The organism is Lentzea rhizosphaerae (genome assembly GCF_042649515.1).
GTDB classification, from domain to species: Bacteria; Actinomycetota; Actinomycetes; order Mycobacteriales; family Pseudonocardiaceae; genus Lentzea; species Lentzea aerocolonigenes.
In genome coordinates this window covers 244504-261003 of the sequence record NZ_JBHRZI010000010.1, presented here as the reverse complement: position 1 = coordinate 261003, position 16500 = coordinate 244504, and the positions used below count along the sequence as shown (strand labels likewise).

The following is a 16500-nucleotide window of genomic DNA, read 5'->3' as shown; positions in this document are numbered from 1 at the left end:
AGATCCTGAGGTCAGCGGCCAGTTTCTTCGCGGCGGAGCTGGACCGTCCGTCGCGATGAAGGTCGCGTTCGTCGACTCCCAGCGGGAAGAACACGGTGTCCAGCCGGTCCTGGCGGCGCTCGAGCAGACGCCCGCCGAGATCGCACCGTCGACGTACTACGCGGCCAAATCCCGCCCGGAATCGGCCCGTGTGGTCCGCGACCGGGGGCTGACCGCGGCGATCAAGCGGGTGCACGAGGACAACTACGGCGTCTACGGGACGCGGAAGGTGTGGAGGCAGCTGCACCGCGAGGGCATCGACGTGGCCCGGTGCACGGTCGAGCGGCTCATGCGCGAGGCGGGGTTGCGTGGCCTGCTGCGCGACAAGTCGCCGCGCACGACACGACCGGCGGCGGAGACCAGCAGGCTCGCTGACCTGGTGGAACGTGACTTCACGGCGACGCGTGTCAACGAGCTGTGGGTTGCGGACATCACCTACGTGCGCATCGCCGCCGGCTGGGTCTACGCGGCGTTCGTACTCGATGTCTTCTCCCGTCTGATCGTTGGCTGGCAGTCGCCACCAGCCTCTACACCGATCTTGCGCTGGACGCGCTGCAGATGGCGCTCTGGCGCCGCCAGTCCACTGGCGGTGACCTGACCGGACTCGTCCACCACAGCGACCGCGGCGTGCAGTACCGGGCGGTGCGCTACACCCAGCGTCTGGCCGAAGCCGATGCGGTCGCATCCGTTGGCAGCAAAGGAGATTCCTACGACAACGCGATGGCCGAGGCGTTCAACTCGTTGTACAAAGCCGAACTCGTCCGCAACAAGGGCCCGTGGCGCGGCATCGACGACCTCGAGATCGCCACCGTCGAGTACATCGACTGGTACAACAACCGACGCCTGCACGGCGAACTCGGGCACGTGCCGCCCGCCGAGTACGAAGCACTGCACGCGATGACCCATCCGGTCGCCGCAACCCTGGAAACCAACTAATCCAGTCTCCATCAAACCCGGTACTTGACATGATGTGGTTGCGGGTGAGGCTTTGATACTGGGCCATGGTTGAGTCGGCCACGTCGATCGATCCGAACCAGGGTTCGATCCAGCCTCCGAACGGCTCTTGGGCCGCTGCAGGGTTGGCGCGGCGGTTGCCGAGGAGCGCTTCGCGGTTCATGCGGGAGGCTTCTGCATTCGCTGCTTCCTCTGTCGTGAAGCCCGACAGTGAACCAAGCGTTCCGTCCTCGCGCTCGTAGCGCACGCGCCACAAGTTTGCGCCTGAACGTTCTGCGTACGCCATGAAGGAAACCTTTGCTGTGCATGGTTTGCTAACAGTCCTATGGAGGCATTGCTTGTACGAGAGGATCAAGCTGCTGGTGAAGTCTTGCCGGATTGGGTAGTTCGCGGGCCGGTGCGCACGTCTTGCTTGCTTTCCTCGGCGATCTGGTCGATGTCGTCGCGGGAGAAGCGGAGGTATTTCCCCAGGAACCTGCAGGGGATTGCGCGAGCGGTGGCACGTCGGCGCAACCACGACGCCCGAACCTGAAGTAGCTGCGCGGCTTGGTCGGCGGTGAAGAGCAACTGCTCTTGTGCGCTTGCCTCGTTGTCTGGCGAAGACATCGTCTCTTCTGGTGCTGCAGACACCACAGCCAGGTTGCGCGGCTCGGGCGGTTGTACCGCGGGTGCCGTGAGAGTCGGAGGCGGCCGGGGGCGCGTGGACGCCGTGCGTTGTTGCTCATGGTGTAGTCCTCGGTTGTCTCTGAGGCTGCGACGATTGTCAAGCAGCCGGACTACAAGCACACGGGCTTCGACTGCTCAGGTCTGACCATGACCTCGTACGAGGCAGCGGGCGTGAAGCTGCTCCGTACCGCACAGCAACAGTTCGACATGGGGCCACGCGTGCCCACGGGCCAGCCGCTGCTGCCAGGCGACCTTGTCTTCTACGGCACCCCAGGGAAGATCCATCACGTCGGCCTCTACCTGGGTAACGGAAAGATGATCAATGCACCGACGTTCGGTGTACCGGTGCAGATCGACAACTACCGGTACCCCGGCGACGACTATGCTGGAGCGACTCGCCCGTGGTCCCCTGCCCAGTAGATGTACGGCCTATGGACACTGGTATCCTGCTCGTTTCAGCTGACCAGCTCAAATGATCGCCTTGGTGGATTTCTGGTGCTAATAGCGTCGACCAGGTCCCACCAGTCCGCTGACCAGCGCGTCCAGCATGTCGATGAAGGTTCGTTGACTGGCCTTGCCAAGCCGATCGGCCACCGTTTGTGCCACGACGTCCGTGTCGACGAGCGAGCTGACCAGCTCTGGCTTCGGGTCGCCGGACACCAACAACTCAACCACCCAAGTGTCCTTCCGCTTGAAGAGCAGCGGCGTCAGCTCGATGACCGCGTCCGCAGTGCCCATAGCGGGGCCAACAGTGTGTTCGGGCTGCGTTGCGCTCAGCATCCCGTACAACGTGCTATTGAGGCGTACCTGAACCGGCTTGTCGGAATCGAAGTGGTTGCTCGCAATATCTGATGGTCCGATGTTCTCCAGACGGATGGTCAGGAGATGTGGATCATCGACGGGCACGTCGTGGTAAGTGATCTTCAACGCGTCAGCGGCGGAGCCTTTGATCACGGGCATCAGGGAAGTGGCCTCGAACAGGAAGAGCAGCTTCTTACGACGCGTTCCGTACTGCCGGGTCACCCACGCCGCGATCGGTACGGCGACGACCGCGACGACCAGCGCAGCGAGGGCCAACTTGGCTTCGAGGCTCACGGCGCACCAGTCTGCCGGATGACATGTGCGACGGCGTACGAACCTGCTAGGAAGCGTGTTGATGCAGAACAATGTTCTCGACCGGCGCACCTGGACCACTCGCGAGGAACTACGGCTCGCGATCGTGACCTGGATCGAGCGCACCTACCACCGTCGCAGGCGCCAGGCAGCTCTCGGCAGGTTGACCCCGATCGAGTACGAAGCAATCATGGCCACGCCAGCCAGTCAGGTTGCGTGAACTATCACTGTCACCTACTCGTGCAGCAGACCCACCCGAGCTCTCTGACCTCTGTTGCCGAGCTCGCCCAAGTGGCTCTGAACGAACTGACTGCTGACCTAACGGTCGACTTTGGGGCCAACTCTCGGTGACCAAAAGTCAAGTCATACAAAAGAAGCAGGTCGTTGCACAGCGGCTGAGACGTAACGCACTGCGAAAGTTGCGTGCCAAGTAGTCGATCGACACGCAACTTTCGCGGCAGCGGTCGTGTGTCAGGCCTCAGAGGGATCGGCGAGCAATTGGAGATCCTGGTTGGAGTCTCATCGCTTTTGCCAAGAGGTTCAAGTCTCTCTGTCGTCGAGCTTGTCTCCTGGAGCGAGCGTTCATGAGTTGTGCTGACCAGGACATGCCACACAAGGCGCCGACTGTGAAAATCACGGATGCAGCTATTGTGTACGCGCCGATCATTGGTATGGTCTCCTGCTTCTCGAGGCAATTCTCAGACGAGGCTGATCAGCAGCAGGAACAGGGTGATCCAGTGTGACTGCATTGGTTCCTCCTTTTTCGGTGGACCTGTTCGGTCCTGTGAAAGAAGGAGAACAAGGCAATGGCGCGCTTACGGCGCAAGCCGCAAGCGCGGGGTACGGCAGTGGTTACCACTCCCAGCGGAAACCCAGCACTGTCTGCTGGGCGTACGCCACGAACCGGTGCGCTCCTCCCGCTTCGTCGAGCGACAGCGGCTCGTTCAAGACCGGGTCGCCGGTGTAGTGGTCGGGCCAGGCGCAGAACCAGACGCTCCGGGGGGCATGCTCAGCCGCGAACTGGATCGCGAAGTCGAGGTTCTCCACGCGAGCGCGCACCGCTCGCCGTACCTCGGTGGGCCGGTGAACGCCAGGGTCGAAGGCGGTCTCGTACTCGATGGCGATCCGCTGACCGGTCTGCAGCGTTCTGCCGAACATGATGTCGTCGCTGACCAGGCCCCCTCCGTATTCGTAGTGCTGCCCGAGGTGGCCGCCGTAGAGCACCGAGATGCTCGCAGCGAACGGCTCGTGGTTGAACAGGTAGCTGTCGACGCCGTCCTCGATCGCCTGGATGACCTGCATGGTGCGGCGCTGGATGTACGAGCGGTCCTTGCTGAAGAGGTAGCGCTCGAACAGAGTCATCGTCCGGTGCCACTGCCGCTTGCCCATGGGGCGGGGCACCGGCACCGTGTCGACGATCGCGTCAAGCGGTCCGATTGCGTCGCCGGAGAAGGTGGCCCAGAGCTTCTGGGCGTCTTGATCACTCATCTCGAAGGCGCCGATGAACCACGTGAGCGTTTCTCCCGACAACTGCTCGCCGCGCAACGCGCGTCTGATCCTGTCTCTCAGACTTCGTGGTAAGTCGGTCTCCGTGTCCGGACGTTCGCCCACTTCCCACAAGTATGAGGCGATCACCTGAGACACGGCCGCGGGAGCCGTCGCGCTCGATCTCAACCGCCGGCCCGCGCCGCGCCAGGTTCGATCGTACTGCGGATTGGTTTGCAGCAGTTCGGTCAAGAGCGTGCCCGTCGCGTTGATGGCGCGCCGGCGGCTGGCATCGTCGACCATGGGAATCTCCGTTCGCCGCAGTACGCCAATCGAGGTTGCTCATCGTTGAGATGAAGGCCAGATACCCGGTCATGCATAGTCCAGCTGGGGGACAAATAGGGGACAGATCGCCGGGGACACTTTCTACGTCGGGCGCTGGCATGCACGCTGTTCGCGAGATGGCAGGTAGTCGACGCGCCGGAGGGCGAACAGTGGCCAGTGCCGACCTCATCGGCGAGTTGAACGAGTTGCGGCGGGGCCGCGGTGTCCAGGCGGACAACCTCCACCTCTTGCCTTTGCCGAACCTTCGGCGTGTCTGTGGCGTTGGGACCACCGACGCGCCCGCCGCGGTTCGAGACAAGTTGGTGCTCCGCTTGACAGAGTTGTGTGGCCGTCTACCCGCTGACCTGCGCATGGCGGCGTTGGCGGCATTGGCGTTGCATGAAGAAGCCAACCATCGTTTCCTACACGAACGAATGGCCTGGCTCAACGGTCAGATCAACCGGGACTCGTTGCGCACCGCAAGACGGTGGATCAACGCCGCCTTCAAGCGACTCGCACACGATCTCGAGAGCGCAGGGGGCGACAACGGTAGCCACCACGCGCCCTGCGGTTGGTACACCGAAAGTCTCTCATCGTCGTTGAACATGGAGCTGGACCCGCCGCAGCTAACCGAGACCAGGCAGATCGTGGCCACCTCTGACGAGCTCGACGAGATCGTGATCATGATCAGCGCGCCGAAGGGGGTCGAACTCGCCGACGACGAGCGTGTCGAGGCGACGATCGAGTACGGAGGCAGGATCGTGGAAACCGAACACGATCCCAGTGGTCATAGTCGTTTCGTGGTGCGGCTTCCTGAACCGCTTGGGCTTGGTGAACGCCACACGTACAGCGTCAGGTTCACATCGTTTCCTCGTCGCCGGATGAAGCCGTACTACGTGCTACTCCCGCTTCGCCGTGTTGAGCGCTTCGAGATGCATGTGCGGTTCCCCACGCAGGAGTGCCCTTCGCGGATTTGGCGCCTCAATGGTGTTCCTCCAGTGGTTCTGGACGCAGGGCGGCCTGCAGAGGCGTTGCTCGCGCTGGACACGGCTGGGGAGATCGGCCTTGAGTTCTTCGGCTTGCGCGAGGGCCTCGCCTACGGAGCGGCATGGATCAACGACTGAAGGTGAGGCTCGTACGAGCAGGACGGCTGACTGCCAGATAGGTACTGCTCACCCCATATTTTCAGCTTGCCCGTAACGATGCGGCGGTAGCTCGCGATACCGGGACTGCAACCGCATCCAGAGATGAAATAGGGGAAGGTCAAAACGTCCTGGGAGTGTTGTCTTCTCTCGTGTGCGCTTGTTCTCTTTGCATTGCTCGACGATGCTTATTAAGCGATGAAAGGTTGGATCGATGCCGCATCTCAAGGTGGACATCGCAGGTGCCAAGCAGATCGCTACTGATCTCAAGCTCAACGCCGAGGCGAGGCAGGGTGATCTTTCGACGCTGGGGGCGAAGGTGAATCCCGCAAACGTCTGGGAGGGGGATTCGGCGCGGGCCTACGAGGAGAAGTACGAGCAGTGGAAGGCTGCCGAACTCCGCCTCGTCGAGGCGTTGCGTGAGCTCGGCCAGGTGGTTGACAAGATCATCACAAATTTCGACGAGATCAACATGCAGGGCGCGGCAGCCTTGAGGTGAGAGGCCTTCGTGGACATCGACGTCGACACCGGGCGACTTTCCGCTGAGGCGGACACACTCGGCGCTCACAGGTCGTGGCTCCGCCAGGCGAGTTCGGATCTCGCTGCCGGCTGCGCCACTGCAAAGGGTGCATGCGGTCACAACGCCGATGGTGGTCTGGCAGATGCGGTCGGCCGCCTGGAAAACGCGTGGACGACAACCGTGACCGGCATCGAAAAAGAAGTAGGCGGCATAGCGGACGTAATGCGTTCCTTGGCTGCCATGTACGCCAGTCTTGACAGGCAGGGCGCTGAAGAGTTCGAGTGAAAGGAGGTTGGACTGTGCTTCTCGGCCGCCTTCCAGATCACTCGAGGTTGAGCTCCGGCGGCGCGCAACTGCGCGCCGCCGGGGACGTGCTGGGCAGTCGTGCGGACCAGATCAGGGTGCTCGCGTCCAGGATCGGACCTGGGCTGTGGGTCGACGACACCGCTTCGCGGGCGAAGTCGCTCCTCAGTGAAATCTCCGAGGAACTGACGGTCGGGCGCTCCGCGTTGCACGACGCCGCAACGGCGATCGACACCGCAGCCCGGATCGTCAGCGGGAAGCAGGTCCGTCATCACCAGATCGGCACTCGCCTCCTGGAACTGCAGCGATCCCCAGCTGGAGCGATGCCCACCGGGGAGGTCCTCGTCGAGATCACTCGCCTGACGCAGGAGCGTTCCGCCATCGAACGTTCGGTGAACGCGGCCATGTCGCAGGCTCGCGACACCGTCGAGCGCAGCGCCGCCCGCGCCAGCCGCCACCGGCAGAAGTCGGTCAACGCACTGGCCGAGTTCTTCGGTGGCCTCGGCAAGGCCGCTGCCTGGCTCGGTCAGACCCTCGCAGACTACTTCACCGGTGTCGGCAAGGTTCTCGGCGGCGCGGCCGAGGGTGTGTGGGAGCTGGGCGAGGGCGCGCTGTCCATGGTCGTGTTCGCGGCGAAGATGAGCCAGGCCAGGCAGCTGCTGGATCCGGTGGGTTACCAGGCTGACAAGAAGGCCTTCGAAGAAGGTTTCAAGAACTTTGTCGATGCCCTGGTCAAGGATCCTGCCGGAACGCTGCGCTTGGTCGGAGAGGGTGTTGTCGACTACGAGGGGCTGAAGCGAGATCCGGAGAACTGGTTCGGAAAGCTGATTCCGGGAATCGCTCTCGCGCTGCTGACCGGAGGAGCCGGGGCGGCGGTGAAAGGCGCCGAGGTCGGTGTCAAGGGGGCAAAGACGGCCGGCGCGGTCGACGGCGCGATCGGCGCCGCTGGCAGGAGTGCGCTCACCCTCGGGTCTCCGTTGAAGTCGGTGGAGAATCTCCTGGCGGAGCGGCCCGACTACGTGGCCAGGTGGGAGGGAAAGGTTCCCATTTTCGGCAGAGAGCAAGGGCATACCCTGCAGAAACACGTGAACGACAGTGGCATGACAAATTTCGACTACATTCAGGGGTTGGGGCGTAGTTACGAGGGAATCTTTACCTCGAAAGATGAGGCGAACGCGGTAATCCACGAGTTCATCAGTCGGAACTCGGCGCAGATTTCGGATTGGGCACACAGTTCGAAGAAACAGTTCCCTCTCTCTGAGATCAAGTTTGATCATCCGATTGGTATCGCGTCGCATGACAACGGGGGTACTCGTCATATCGCTCCGGTGAGTGAGGCTTGGGTGGTTCTGCGCAAGTCTGAGGATATGCCGGAGGGATTCATGGTGTACACGGCTTACCCGAAGTACCCTAGGTGATCTTCTTCGCTGTTGAGAGGTGTGTTCGGTGATTGACTGGAGTGATCGAGACCCTGGAATGTCTCGTACGGGTGCCAGGCAGTTCTTCTACTCATTTTTCCGGCAGGACTTTCTGCAGGATGAGAGCAGTGTTGAAGAGGCTGTGGAGGAGTACGTCGGGTGTGAGGGCGATGATCCAGGTGCAGAAAACCTTCGGAACGACATCGAGGAACTAATCGCCTCGGATTTGTCAGATGAAGAGCTTGCGAGTTTGATAGAAGTAACCTGGGGAGCACGTAAATTCTCGGATCGGTCGAGTTTCAGCTACCGGCAAACGCTAGTCGAGGTTCGCAGAGCCCTCGAAGAACAAGTCAGAGACTGAGCGGGCGAGTCAAGCCGGAATTCAGATAGGTGAGTTATGTCAGTCATCCATGACGCTCGTTTGTCCCGGCTGGCGCTGTCCGTCGTAGTCAACCACTCAGAGGGCGAACGCGCCGCGGCAGGCGACGAACGGGAGATGCGGGATCTTCTGGTTGATGTCGCGCCGGAGGCCACTGTGGATGACCTAACTCAAGCGCTGGCGGTGCACTTCGGGAAAGGTGATGGCCAGCGTTTCGGCCTGCTGAGGAAGCTGATCAGCTGGGCACCCGGCGCCACGGACACTGCTTCAGCCGGCTATCTGCCCAAGGATCTCCTGCTGAGCGAGTGCGGACTGTTCGACGGCGTGACCCTCTTCCTCAGCGACCCTGTGACGAGTCCGGCGCCGGAGTTGCTCGTCGACGTACGGCGCACCGCGTCGGATCTGTTTCTGATCGACGAGCGCGGCACTCACCGCGGCCGCGTGACGCGACTGCCCCGTGGCGTCGAGATCACCGTCGGCAGAGCCCCCGCGGGTGATCGAATCCTGGTGGTCGACGACCAGCAGCTGCCGGACACTGTCATGCGGCTGGTCAACCGCGACGGTGAGCACGTCGCCTGCACGGTCGCGATGGCCGACGGTCTTTTCGTCTCCGGCACACCGGCTTCGGCAGGTGACCAGAAGATGCTCCTGCCCGGTGGTTCGATCAGCATCAGGCGCGATGACACCGACTTCGTCAGCTTCACGCTGACGACTCTGGCCGGCCTCAACCACCGGTCGTCCATCGGCAAGATCCGGTTCGATCCGACGGCGCGCCTGGCGGATCCGGTCTACCGGGTCCTGCCTGAAAACCTGACCCGGCTGGAGGCACAGCCTTCACCGCCGGAGCACCAGCCGTTCCCGTTCGAGCAGATCGTGGTGCCGCTCGCCATCGTCGCGGCGCTCTGGATGGCCACGGGCAGCGCGCTCACCCTGCTGATCTCGCCCATCGCGGCCGCGGTTCCGATCATCAACTACTTCCGGCAGCAGCGGCTGGCGCAGAACCGGTATCGCGACGCGCGCCAGAAGTGGGTCGACAAGCTGGAGCGGATCAGCGCCGAGCACACCAAGGCCGCGGGCGCGGAAGAGCGCAACCTCCACCAGGAGAACCCGCCCTTGGACACGTGGACGCGACGCGGCTACCGAAGGCTCTCCGGACTGTGGGGGCGCACCCCGGAAAGAGCCGACTTCCTCCAGGTCGGTCTCGGCTACGGCCAGCTGCCGAGCCGCTACGAGATCAAGCTGGCTGACGGCGTCGACCTCGAGGACGACGACTTCAAGCGCGTTATGGAGATCGAAGGACGCAAGATCGAGCGCGACGCGGTTCGCGTCCAGCTCTTCGACGTTCCCATCACCGTGAGCCTTCGCGAGCATCACCTGGGCATCGTCGGGCCGAGTGAGCTTGTGGGCTACCTGGCGACCAGCGTGCTGCTCCAGGCGGTGTGCGCGCAAGCGCCGGGAGCAGTCGGGCTCGCGGCGTTGCTGCCCTCCTCCGAGCTGGTTCTGAACAGCTACGACTGGCTGAAGTGGTTGCCCCACACCCTCGCCGGTTCCACGCTGCTGCCTTCGTCCCGCGTCTTCGCCGGGCGGGACAGCGGCAACGCCTTCCTCGTGGCCATGAGAGACCTGCACCAGGAACGCCACAGGTACCGGCTGGACGAGTCCGACGAGACGTTCGCGCTCCTGGTCGTGCACGAGGCGGCTGAGATCGACATCGCGCTGCTTGACGAGATCTGCGTCCTCGCCAACGGACAGATCCGCGTGCTGTGGCTGGGGAGCTCGGTCGACACGGCGCCGCAGCTCGTCACGAGCGTCGTGCAGCTGAACGCGGACGACAAGGACGAGAGCGACTCCACTGGCGTCGTCCTGTCCGGTGATCCCGCCCTTGTGCACCGGCCGTTCGCGTTGAGCCTGTTCCGGGCAGCTCCGGTGCACAGCGTGCGCGCCCTCGCACCGCTCTACGACCCGCGGTCGTCCGGCGCGAACGCCGGCATCCCGCGGCGAGTCCCGCTCACTGCAGTCATCCCGGTCACCGACCTCGCCTACGACGGCGCTCCGCGTCAGTCGCTCGGCACCAGCCTGTCCATCCCCCTCGGGGTGATCCAGGAAGGGACGTTCGAGCTCGATCTGGTCAACGACGGACCGCACGTGCTGATCGGAGGTACGACGGGGTCCGGCAAGAGCGAACTGCTCCAGACCATGACTTGCGGACTCGTCGGCCGGTACGGCCCGCACGAGGCCACCCTGTTCCTGGTGGACTTCAAGGGAGGCGCGACGTTCTCCCCGTTCAAGGACCTTCCGCATGTCATCGGTTACGTCAGCGACCTGGACCAGCGCAACGTGGACCGGGCCCTGGGCTTCCTGCGCGCCGAGCTGCGCAGACGTGAGCGGGCTTTCGAGGAGATGGGACACGCCAAGGACTTCAACGAGTACCTGACGCGGGCGCTTGGTGCCGCGCGTCCGGACGTCCTGCCCCGCCTGGTGGTCTTCTTCGACGAGTTCGCGACCATCGTCCAGGAGTTTGAGCGCACCACCATGCCCGCCGTGATTGACATCGCCCAGCGCGGGCGGTCTTGGGGAGTCCACCTCGTGCTCGCCACGCAGCAACCGACCCGCGACGTCGTCGTCCCCAAGGTCAGGTCGAACGTCAACGCCCGGATCGCGTTGCGGACGCTGAGCGCGGATGACTCCGTCACGATCATCGACCGGCCGGACGCTACCCGCATTCCCCGCGCCTTGCCGGGACGCGCGATGGCCCGGCTGGAGGGCAACAACATCATCGAGTTCCAGACCGCCTACGCCGGCACGAGGTTCGCCGACGAGAGGGCGCGGGCGAAGGTCGGCATCTCCAGCTTCAACGTCGCCTCGGTGACCGGGTCCTCACCGGCCGGAAGCAGCGCGGGTGGCCCCGTGGGCGACCAGCAGTCCCAGTTGCAACGGCTGGTCTCGACGGTGTGCGGTCTTGGGCTGAAGCACTCGAGCGGGGCGCGGATCATGCCCGAGCCGTTGGAATCCGCCCCGCGCCGACAGTCCACTGTGGATCCGAATGTCGCGCCCGGCCGCGCCCGCGGGACACAACCGGCCGATGCTGTTCCACTTGTCACCGTCGGTCTGGCGGACCTCCCGCGGCAGCAGGCTCAGCACGACGTCGTTATCGACCTGGCACAGGGAGGGTTCTGCGTCTCCGGGCCGAACGGTTCGGGTCGCACCAGTACCCTCCTGATGGTGGCCGAGGCCTTCGTCTCGGGGATAAGCGACCGCTCGGCACCGGGAGTTGTCTGCCTGGACGGTGGCGGCGATCTAGGGACGCAGCTCGAGGGCCGCTGGCGGTCCACGGCCACCGTCGCCATCGCCCGCAGCGAACACGTAACGCGACTGGTAGACCAGCTCTGGCTGGTCATGAGATCACGGATGTCGGACGACGCCGAGGACCTGCCGATCGCCTACCGCGGCACCGAGCCGATCCTGATGCTCATCGACGGCTACGACTCCCTCGGCCGAGTGCTGTCACCGCCAGGACTGAGCACCTGGTACACCAGGATGGTCGATCTTCTCGTCCACGGTCGCAGGTACGGCATCCACTCGGCCATCGCGACGCGTTCCCTTCGCGATCTTGACCCGACCGTGCTCTCGGCGATGGGCGTGACCTTCCAGCTGCACGCCCACTACGAGGAGGCCGGCACCGCACCGGAGGAGCGACTTCCCGGCTTCGCCCTGGACTCGACGGACAACCTCGTCCAGTTCTACAGCCCGCCACCGCGTCCTTCGTCGCCGAGCGATGGTCTCGATGCCGATCTGGCGCGGTTTCTGGACGCCAACGGCTGGAGGGTGCCCATCGGCGGCGAGCCGACTGCCGTGGCAGAGGGTGTGTTGCCGGTCGGCATCGACGAGCTCTCCCGAGCGGACTTTGCCGTGGACCTCAGCGAGTCGCACCTGTTGGTCGTCGGCGCGTCGAGGTCCGGGCGTACCAGCCTCCTGCGTGCGATGGCACGCAGGATTCACGCCGCGTCGGGATGTCCGGTCGGGTTCTTCTCGCCGCGGGCGCTGGAAGACGCTCCGGAAAGCGCTGTGCACCACCTGTCTGTCGAAGACGTCGAAGAACTGGGCCAGCTGCACGACAGGGAGGAGAGGGCGGCTTTCGCCCTGCGGCACAACCTCTTCCAGTTGCCGGACGGGCGGCCGCTGATCCTGGTGGACGACTGCCACGTGCTGGAGGCCTATGTCGGCGCTCAAGTCGAGTCCGTCCTGTCCTCCCTGCACGCGCGCTCGCACGTGCAGATCGTCGGTGTCACCACCGCCCAGGCCGCCATCAAGGGAGCGCTGACCGGCGCCCTGCGCTCTGGTGGTGTCACGGTCTACCTGAAGCCCAGTGCCATCGCGTCCGACACCGACGACGGGTGGCGGGTCAGATCCGTGTCGTTCCAGCACCGCCCTGGCTTGATCTACAAGCGCGGTGACGCGATCGCGCAGACGGAAACCGGTCAGCACGTGATCTTTCTCGGCAACTCGACTGAGGTTGGTGCCGCATGAGCGGTCAGACGCAGGCAATCCTGCTCGGCTGCGGACTGCTTCTGCTCTTCTCAGTGTTCTTCATCCGCGCCTTCGGCGACGTGCTTATCCGGCTTGCAGGCGCCGACCACGTGGAGCTCCGCAAGTGGAACGTAGACCGGGGCTACTTCCTCGGGCTGGGTCTCGCGCTGATCTTGTCATCAGGCGTGTCCACTTTGGCGTTGATGATCGCGAGCTCGGTCGCCTTCGGCTTGTCCCTGTTCTCGACGCCGTCGCTTCTGCTCGGTGGGCTCTACTTCTTCCTGATCTTCAGTCTAGATCGCTGGTTGGTGTCCGACCAGACGGCTGGGTTCGCCACGGAACAGGGCGGCAAGTTCGGGGTGGGGGCCGCGTGGTTTCGGAATTTTGTCGCCGAACTGGTGAAGATCCTGCCTCGCGCGGCTGTCGTGTACTTCGCCTCAGCGCTTTTCGCGGACTTCATGCTGCTGGTCGTGTTCAGCTCTGAAATTCAGGAACAGACGAAGATCACGCAGATTCAGGCGGAGACCCAGTTCACCGAGCAGGTCAAGGGAGAGGTCGCCAAGCGGACGAAGGACGCGGAAGATCGGTTGAAGACCGCGGGCGACGAGAAGGCGCAACTGCAGAAAGACTTCAACGATGGCATCGCAGTCGTGCAGCAGGCTGCTCAACAGCGATCGACTGAACTCGCCAGGCTAGAGGCCGCGGGGATACGTTGCCGGAACGTGGCCATCTCCGGGTGGTACCGGAACTCGGCGGGGCGGTCGGTCTACGGAGTGGTCAGGTACGAGAGGCAGTGCCCGGTCGAGGTGCAGAACGTCGAGAAGGCCTACGACGCCCAGGTCGGCCGGTTCCCGAAGTCCCAGACCGACGTCGACAAGGCCAAGGCCGACGTGGACACCAAGTACAAGGTCGTGGAAGCCACCACGTACGTGTCCGGTGGTGCGGAGGCCGAGGTTCGCAAGGAATGGAAGGACCGGGCTCCCAGTCTGAAAGACGGGCTCCTGATCAGGATGCGGTCCCTCGAACTGCTCACCAGCAAGCCTGACGGTGCCTGCGATCCGAGCATCGGACCGCAGTCCAGCTTTAGCGAGGCCTGCGTATCGCGGTACTCGGAGCGTGCGGAAGGACTTCAACGCAACCTGCGTTTGTGGATTCTGTTGCTCGAGATGACACCCGTGATGATCAAGTTTGTGACCTCGATCCTGCCTCGGCGAGGGTACGCGTCCGTGATGGCCGCTCGGGACGAAGAAGCCAAGATCGAGGCGCTGATCTCAACGGGAAAGCTGCGTGGCAGAGTTCGGGTTGAAGTCGAACGGGCGGTCCGCGAAGAGCGGCTCAGGATGGAACTTGAAACATCCGGTGTCGAGGTCGAACTGAGGCACCTGGAAGGAGAGCGGCTTCGAGCGAATAGCCGGCGCATCCGTGAGGCACACCGATCGAGGGCTGAACAGCCAACGGTCATCCTTTCGCCTGTTGGTAAGAGCGGTGCCAGCAGGATGGACGGCGTCAAGAGGAAGGCGCGTCAGGCTATGGCGAGCATGAGGGCCAAGCTGGCTTGGGGGAAGCGTGCGGTGATCTATTTGAAGTCGGTCCGCGTGTCGCAGCTCCGTCAACAGGCTGAACTGGCTAACCAAAGCACCTTGGAAATTCCGATGGCGAAGCCGCCGGAGGTGCTTCCCGACGGGAAGCGAGACGAGAGCGCCCCTGCCCCGCAACGTGTGATCGATTCGGAGAGCCATCTGTAGCGTGTAGGGCAGCGGCGAAGGCGCTGACACGCGAAAGTCTATTTAGGACTTGATTGAAGGGGTGCGGCATCGCGAGGGGCCGCACCAACACGAGCTGCGGTCGGCAGTGCACACAAGACGCCTAAGTATGCGACTCAGCCGTACGCCCAGTCGCCGCGCTGCGTACCAGGCGGCAGGTTACGAGCGCGATGTCCGGCGGATCCGCGTTGCTCAGCACCGTGTGTCGGTGTGCGACTGACAGTGATCGACTACACCGGGGCCTCGGCTTGAGTCTTCTGGCGGAGTCTCTCATAGGGCGTCTGCCCGTCGAGGCCCCCGTGCCCCTGCGAGACCTTCAGTCGGCCGACGTTGCAGTGCGTGGGCAAGAGAGAGCCGCCAAGCAGTCGGCTGGGCGAGTTCGGCAGGTGAGAATTCAGTCCTTTTGGGACAGTTTGAGAGGCTGTCGATCTATCCGCACTGGTCCGCTCGCTTGCGTGGAAGGGCGTGAAGGAGTGGGTCTTGGATAGCGCCACATCGAACGCCAACGCACTTGATTCGTACTCAAGTGCGCCGAACTGTGGTCAACGTACCTGTTTATGCAGGTCAGCGGCTCGTGCTGGGGGTCAAGGGGTCGCAGGTTCAAATCCTGTCGTCCCGACGGTCTGAATCAGCCCGCTGATTCTGGGTGAAAGCCCAGGTCAGCGGGCTTTTTCGTGCCTTCGAAACGATCTTCGCTTGATCATCATTTTCATGATCAACAGGCGGATGAAGGAGTGAATAAGGAGCCGCTGGCTCCTTCGTTTTGACTAACGGCAAATGGGGTCGCCACGAACGGGTGAACTTCCCGAACGGTGCTGAACAAGCGTCAACCTGCGCGAACTGACGTCGTCGGCATCAAACTGGCCTGGTGGCGTGCTGCCGCGACAGGCAGTAACCGACGGATGCCTCGACGCTGGCGCTGTATCCAAACTGCGCCGTGCTGACCTGAGCTGCAGCGACTATCCCGCAAGACAGCTCATCCGACGGCTGAGGTGTCTTGCGCGATAGTGCTTCACCTGCAAGTGCGGCACGTCATCGTCTACTTGCCAGCGCGCGGCTCACTGTTGAGTGATCAAGTGGCAGTTCTGCTTTGTCAAGGTGTGCGCAGGTTCGAATCCCCGGCAGGGCACGATTCGTCGTTCTGCGTCGTTGTCGGCCAGCGAGCGGTCGAGTCGCCGGTACAGGTTGAGCGAGATTTCGCGTGCAGGTGCTCCTGTGAGCCCTTCGCGCTCGGCCCACCAGTTGGTCAGGTCGGCCCACGTAAGTCCGTGTGCCGCCAGCGGTCCGTCGTAGACGAGGCAGAACTGTTCGTTCTTGACTACGCGGACGTCGTTGTTGAGCGCATCGCTGAACACGATCTCCGGCTTGGGACCGTCTGCGGCGAAGATCAGATTCTTCATCGAGCCAGGCACACCAGCGCCGATCCTGCGGCCGGCAAACACGGGTGCGCCGCTGATGGCGTCGATCTGGACGATCTCGTAGCCGTCGTGAACCAGCGTCTGGTTGAGGAAGTCGTGTAGCTGTTCGACTTCGGCCAGGTTGGTCCGGACCGCTGGGTGCAGCATTTCGGCCAGGAATCGCAGGAGTGCGTCGTCGTTGTCCGCCAAGCCGAATCGCTCGTCGTAGAAGATCCAGTCGTCGGGCCAGTCCAGGTTGGCGATGCAGTGCTGGATGATGTCCTCGCGCGCCGTCGGGAACTGCGTGGACCGGGAATCTGTGGTGGGCAGCGTGTCGAGGTCGTAGAGGCGCCCGAGGAACTCGACTTCGTTGAGCACGCCGTACCAGGCCGTGGTGGCGAGACCCTCGATGAGACGCCGCCAGGTGACCTCGGTGATGCGGCTCGCCATGGCGATGGTGCCTCCTGGAC

13 protein-coding genes and 2 pseudogenes are annotated in these 16500 nt (G+C 63.4%); 11 read left to right on the top strand and 4 right to left on the bottom strand.

Annotated elements, in window-relative coordinates; translation table 11 throughout:
• A partial coding sequence (locus ACFOWZ_RS07355) for an IS3 family transposase (RefSeq protein ID WP_382370464.1) occupies window positions 1-637 on the top strand: 637 nt, incomplete at its 5' end.
• Window positions 598-975: an integrase core domain-containing protein gene (locus ACFOWZ_RS07350; protein WP_382370462.1), complete on the top strand. Its 378-nt coding sequence runs from the start codon at window positions 598-600 to the stop codon at window positions 973-975. The genes ACFOWZ_RS07355 and ACFOWZ_RS07350, both read left to right, overlap by 40 nt.
• 369 nt (window positions 976-1344) lie before the next feature.
• Here the strand turns inward: ACFOWZ_RS07350 and ACFOWZ_RS07345 are convergent, their stop codons facing one another.
• Entirely contained in the window at window positions 1345-1623 is a 279-nt protein-coding gene (locus tag ACFOWZ_RS07345) for a helix-turn-helix domain-containing protein (protein WP_382370460.1), read from the bottom strand.
• Between the two features lie 141 nt (window positions 1624-1764).
• On the opposite strand from ACFOWZ_RS07345, the pseudogene ACFOWZ_RS07340 reads away from it, so the two are divergent.
• Window positions 1765-2079, top strand: a pseudogene (locus ACFOWZ_RS07340) (C40 family peptidase); the annotation flags it as partial.
• Window positions 2080-2157: 78 nt separating this feature from the next.
• Here ACFOWZ_RS07340 and ACFOWZ_RS07335 read toward each other — a convergent pair.
• A complete protein-coding gene (locus ACFOWZ_RS07335; RefSeq protein ID WP_382370459.1) occupies window positions 2158-2754 on the bottom strand; it encodes a hypothetical protein in 597 nt (198 codons plus the stop codon).
• Between the two features lie 58 nt (window positions 2755-2812).
• Between ACFOWZ_RS07335 and ACFOWZ_RS07330 the strand changes: the two are divergent.
• Window positions 2813-2992, top strand: a pseudogene (locus ACFOWZ_RS07330) (IS3 family transposase); the annotation flags it as partial.
• A gap of 632 nt (window positions 2993-3624) precedes the next feature.
• Here the strand turns inward: ACFOWZ_RS07330 and ACFOWZ_RS07325 are convergent.
• Window positions 3625-4560: a hypothetical protein gene (locus ACFOWZ_RS07325; protein WP_382370457.1), complete on the bottom strand. Its 936-nt coding sequence runs from the start codon at window positions 4558-4560 to the stop codon at window positions 3625-3627.
• A gap of 191 nt (window positions 4561-4751) precedes the next feature.
• On the opposite strand from ACFOWZ_RS07325, the gene ACFOWZ_RS07320 reads away from it, so the two are divergent.
• From ACFOWZ_RS07320 to ACFOWZ_RS07290, 7 genes are all read left to right on the top strand, one after another.
• Window positions 4752-5705: a hypothetical protein gene (locus ACFOWZ_RS07320; protein ID WP_382370455.1), complete on the top strand. Its 954-nt coding sequence runs from the start codon at window positions 4752-4754 to the stop codon at window positions 5703-5705.
• A 232-nt stretch (window positions 5706-5937) separates the two neighbouring features.
• Window positions 5938-6222, top strand: a complete 285-nt coding sequence (locus ACFOWZ_RS07315; RefSeq protein WP_382370453.1) for a WXG100 family type VII secretion target — start codon at window positions 5938-5940, stop codon at window positions 6220-6222.
• Between the two features lie 9 nt (window positions 6223-6231).
• Window positions 6232-6528 (top strand): hypothetical protein, encoded by a 297-nt coding sequence (locus tag ACFOWZ_RS07310; RefSeq protein ID WP_382370451.1) that lies wholly within the window; start codon window positions 6232-6234, stop codon window positions 6526-6528.
• A 14-nt stretch (window positions 6529-6542) separates the two neighbouring features.
• Window positions 6543-7964, top strand: coding sequence for an RNase A-like domain-containing protein (locus tag ACFOWZ_RS07305; RefSeq protein ID WP_382370449.1), 1422 nt, complete (start codon window positions 6543-6545; stop codon window positions 7962-7964).
• 28 nt (window positions 7965-7992) lie between these two features.
• The gene (locus tag ACFOWZ_RS07300; RefSeq protein ID WP_382370447.1) at window positions 7993-8325 is read left to right on the top strand and encodes a contact-dependent growth inhibition system immunity protein; all 333 of its coding nucleotides are present in this window, start codon (window positions 7993-7995) and stop codon (window positions 8323-8325) included.
• Between the two features lie 36 nt (window positions 8326-8361).
• Window positions 8362-12870 (top strand): FtsK/SpoIIIE domain-containing protein, encoded by a 4509-nt coding sequence (locus ACFOWZ_RS07295; RefSeq protein WP_382370445.1) that lies wholly within the window; start codon window positions 8362-8364, stop codon window positions 12868-12870.
• On the top strand, window positions 12867-14615 hold the full coding sequence (locus tag ACFOWZ_RS07290; protein WP_382370443.1) for a DUF4407 domain-containing protein: 1749 nt from the start codon (window positions 12867-12869) through the stop codon (window positions 14613-14615). The genes ACFOWZ_RS07295 and ACFOWZ_RS07290 overlap by 4 nt, the downstream gene beginning before the upstream one ends.
• A 1076-nt stretch (window positions 14616-15691) precedes the next feature.
• On the opposite strand, the gene ACFOWZ_RS07285 is transcribed toward ACFOWZ_RS07290, so the two are convergent.
• On the bottom strand, window positions 15692-16480 hold the full coding sequence (locus ACFOWZ_RS07285) for an AbiJ-related protein (RefSeq protein WP_382370441.1): 789 nt from the start codon (window positions 16478-16480) through the stop codon (window positions 15692-15694).
• Window positions 16481-16500 lie beyond the last annotated feature (20 nt).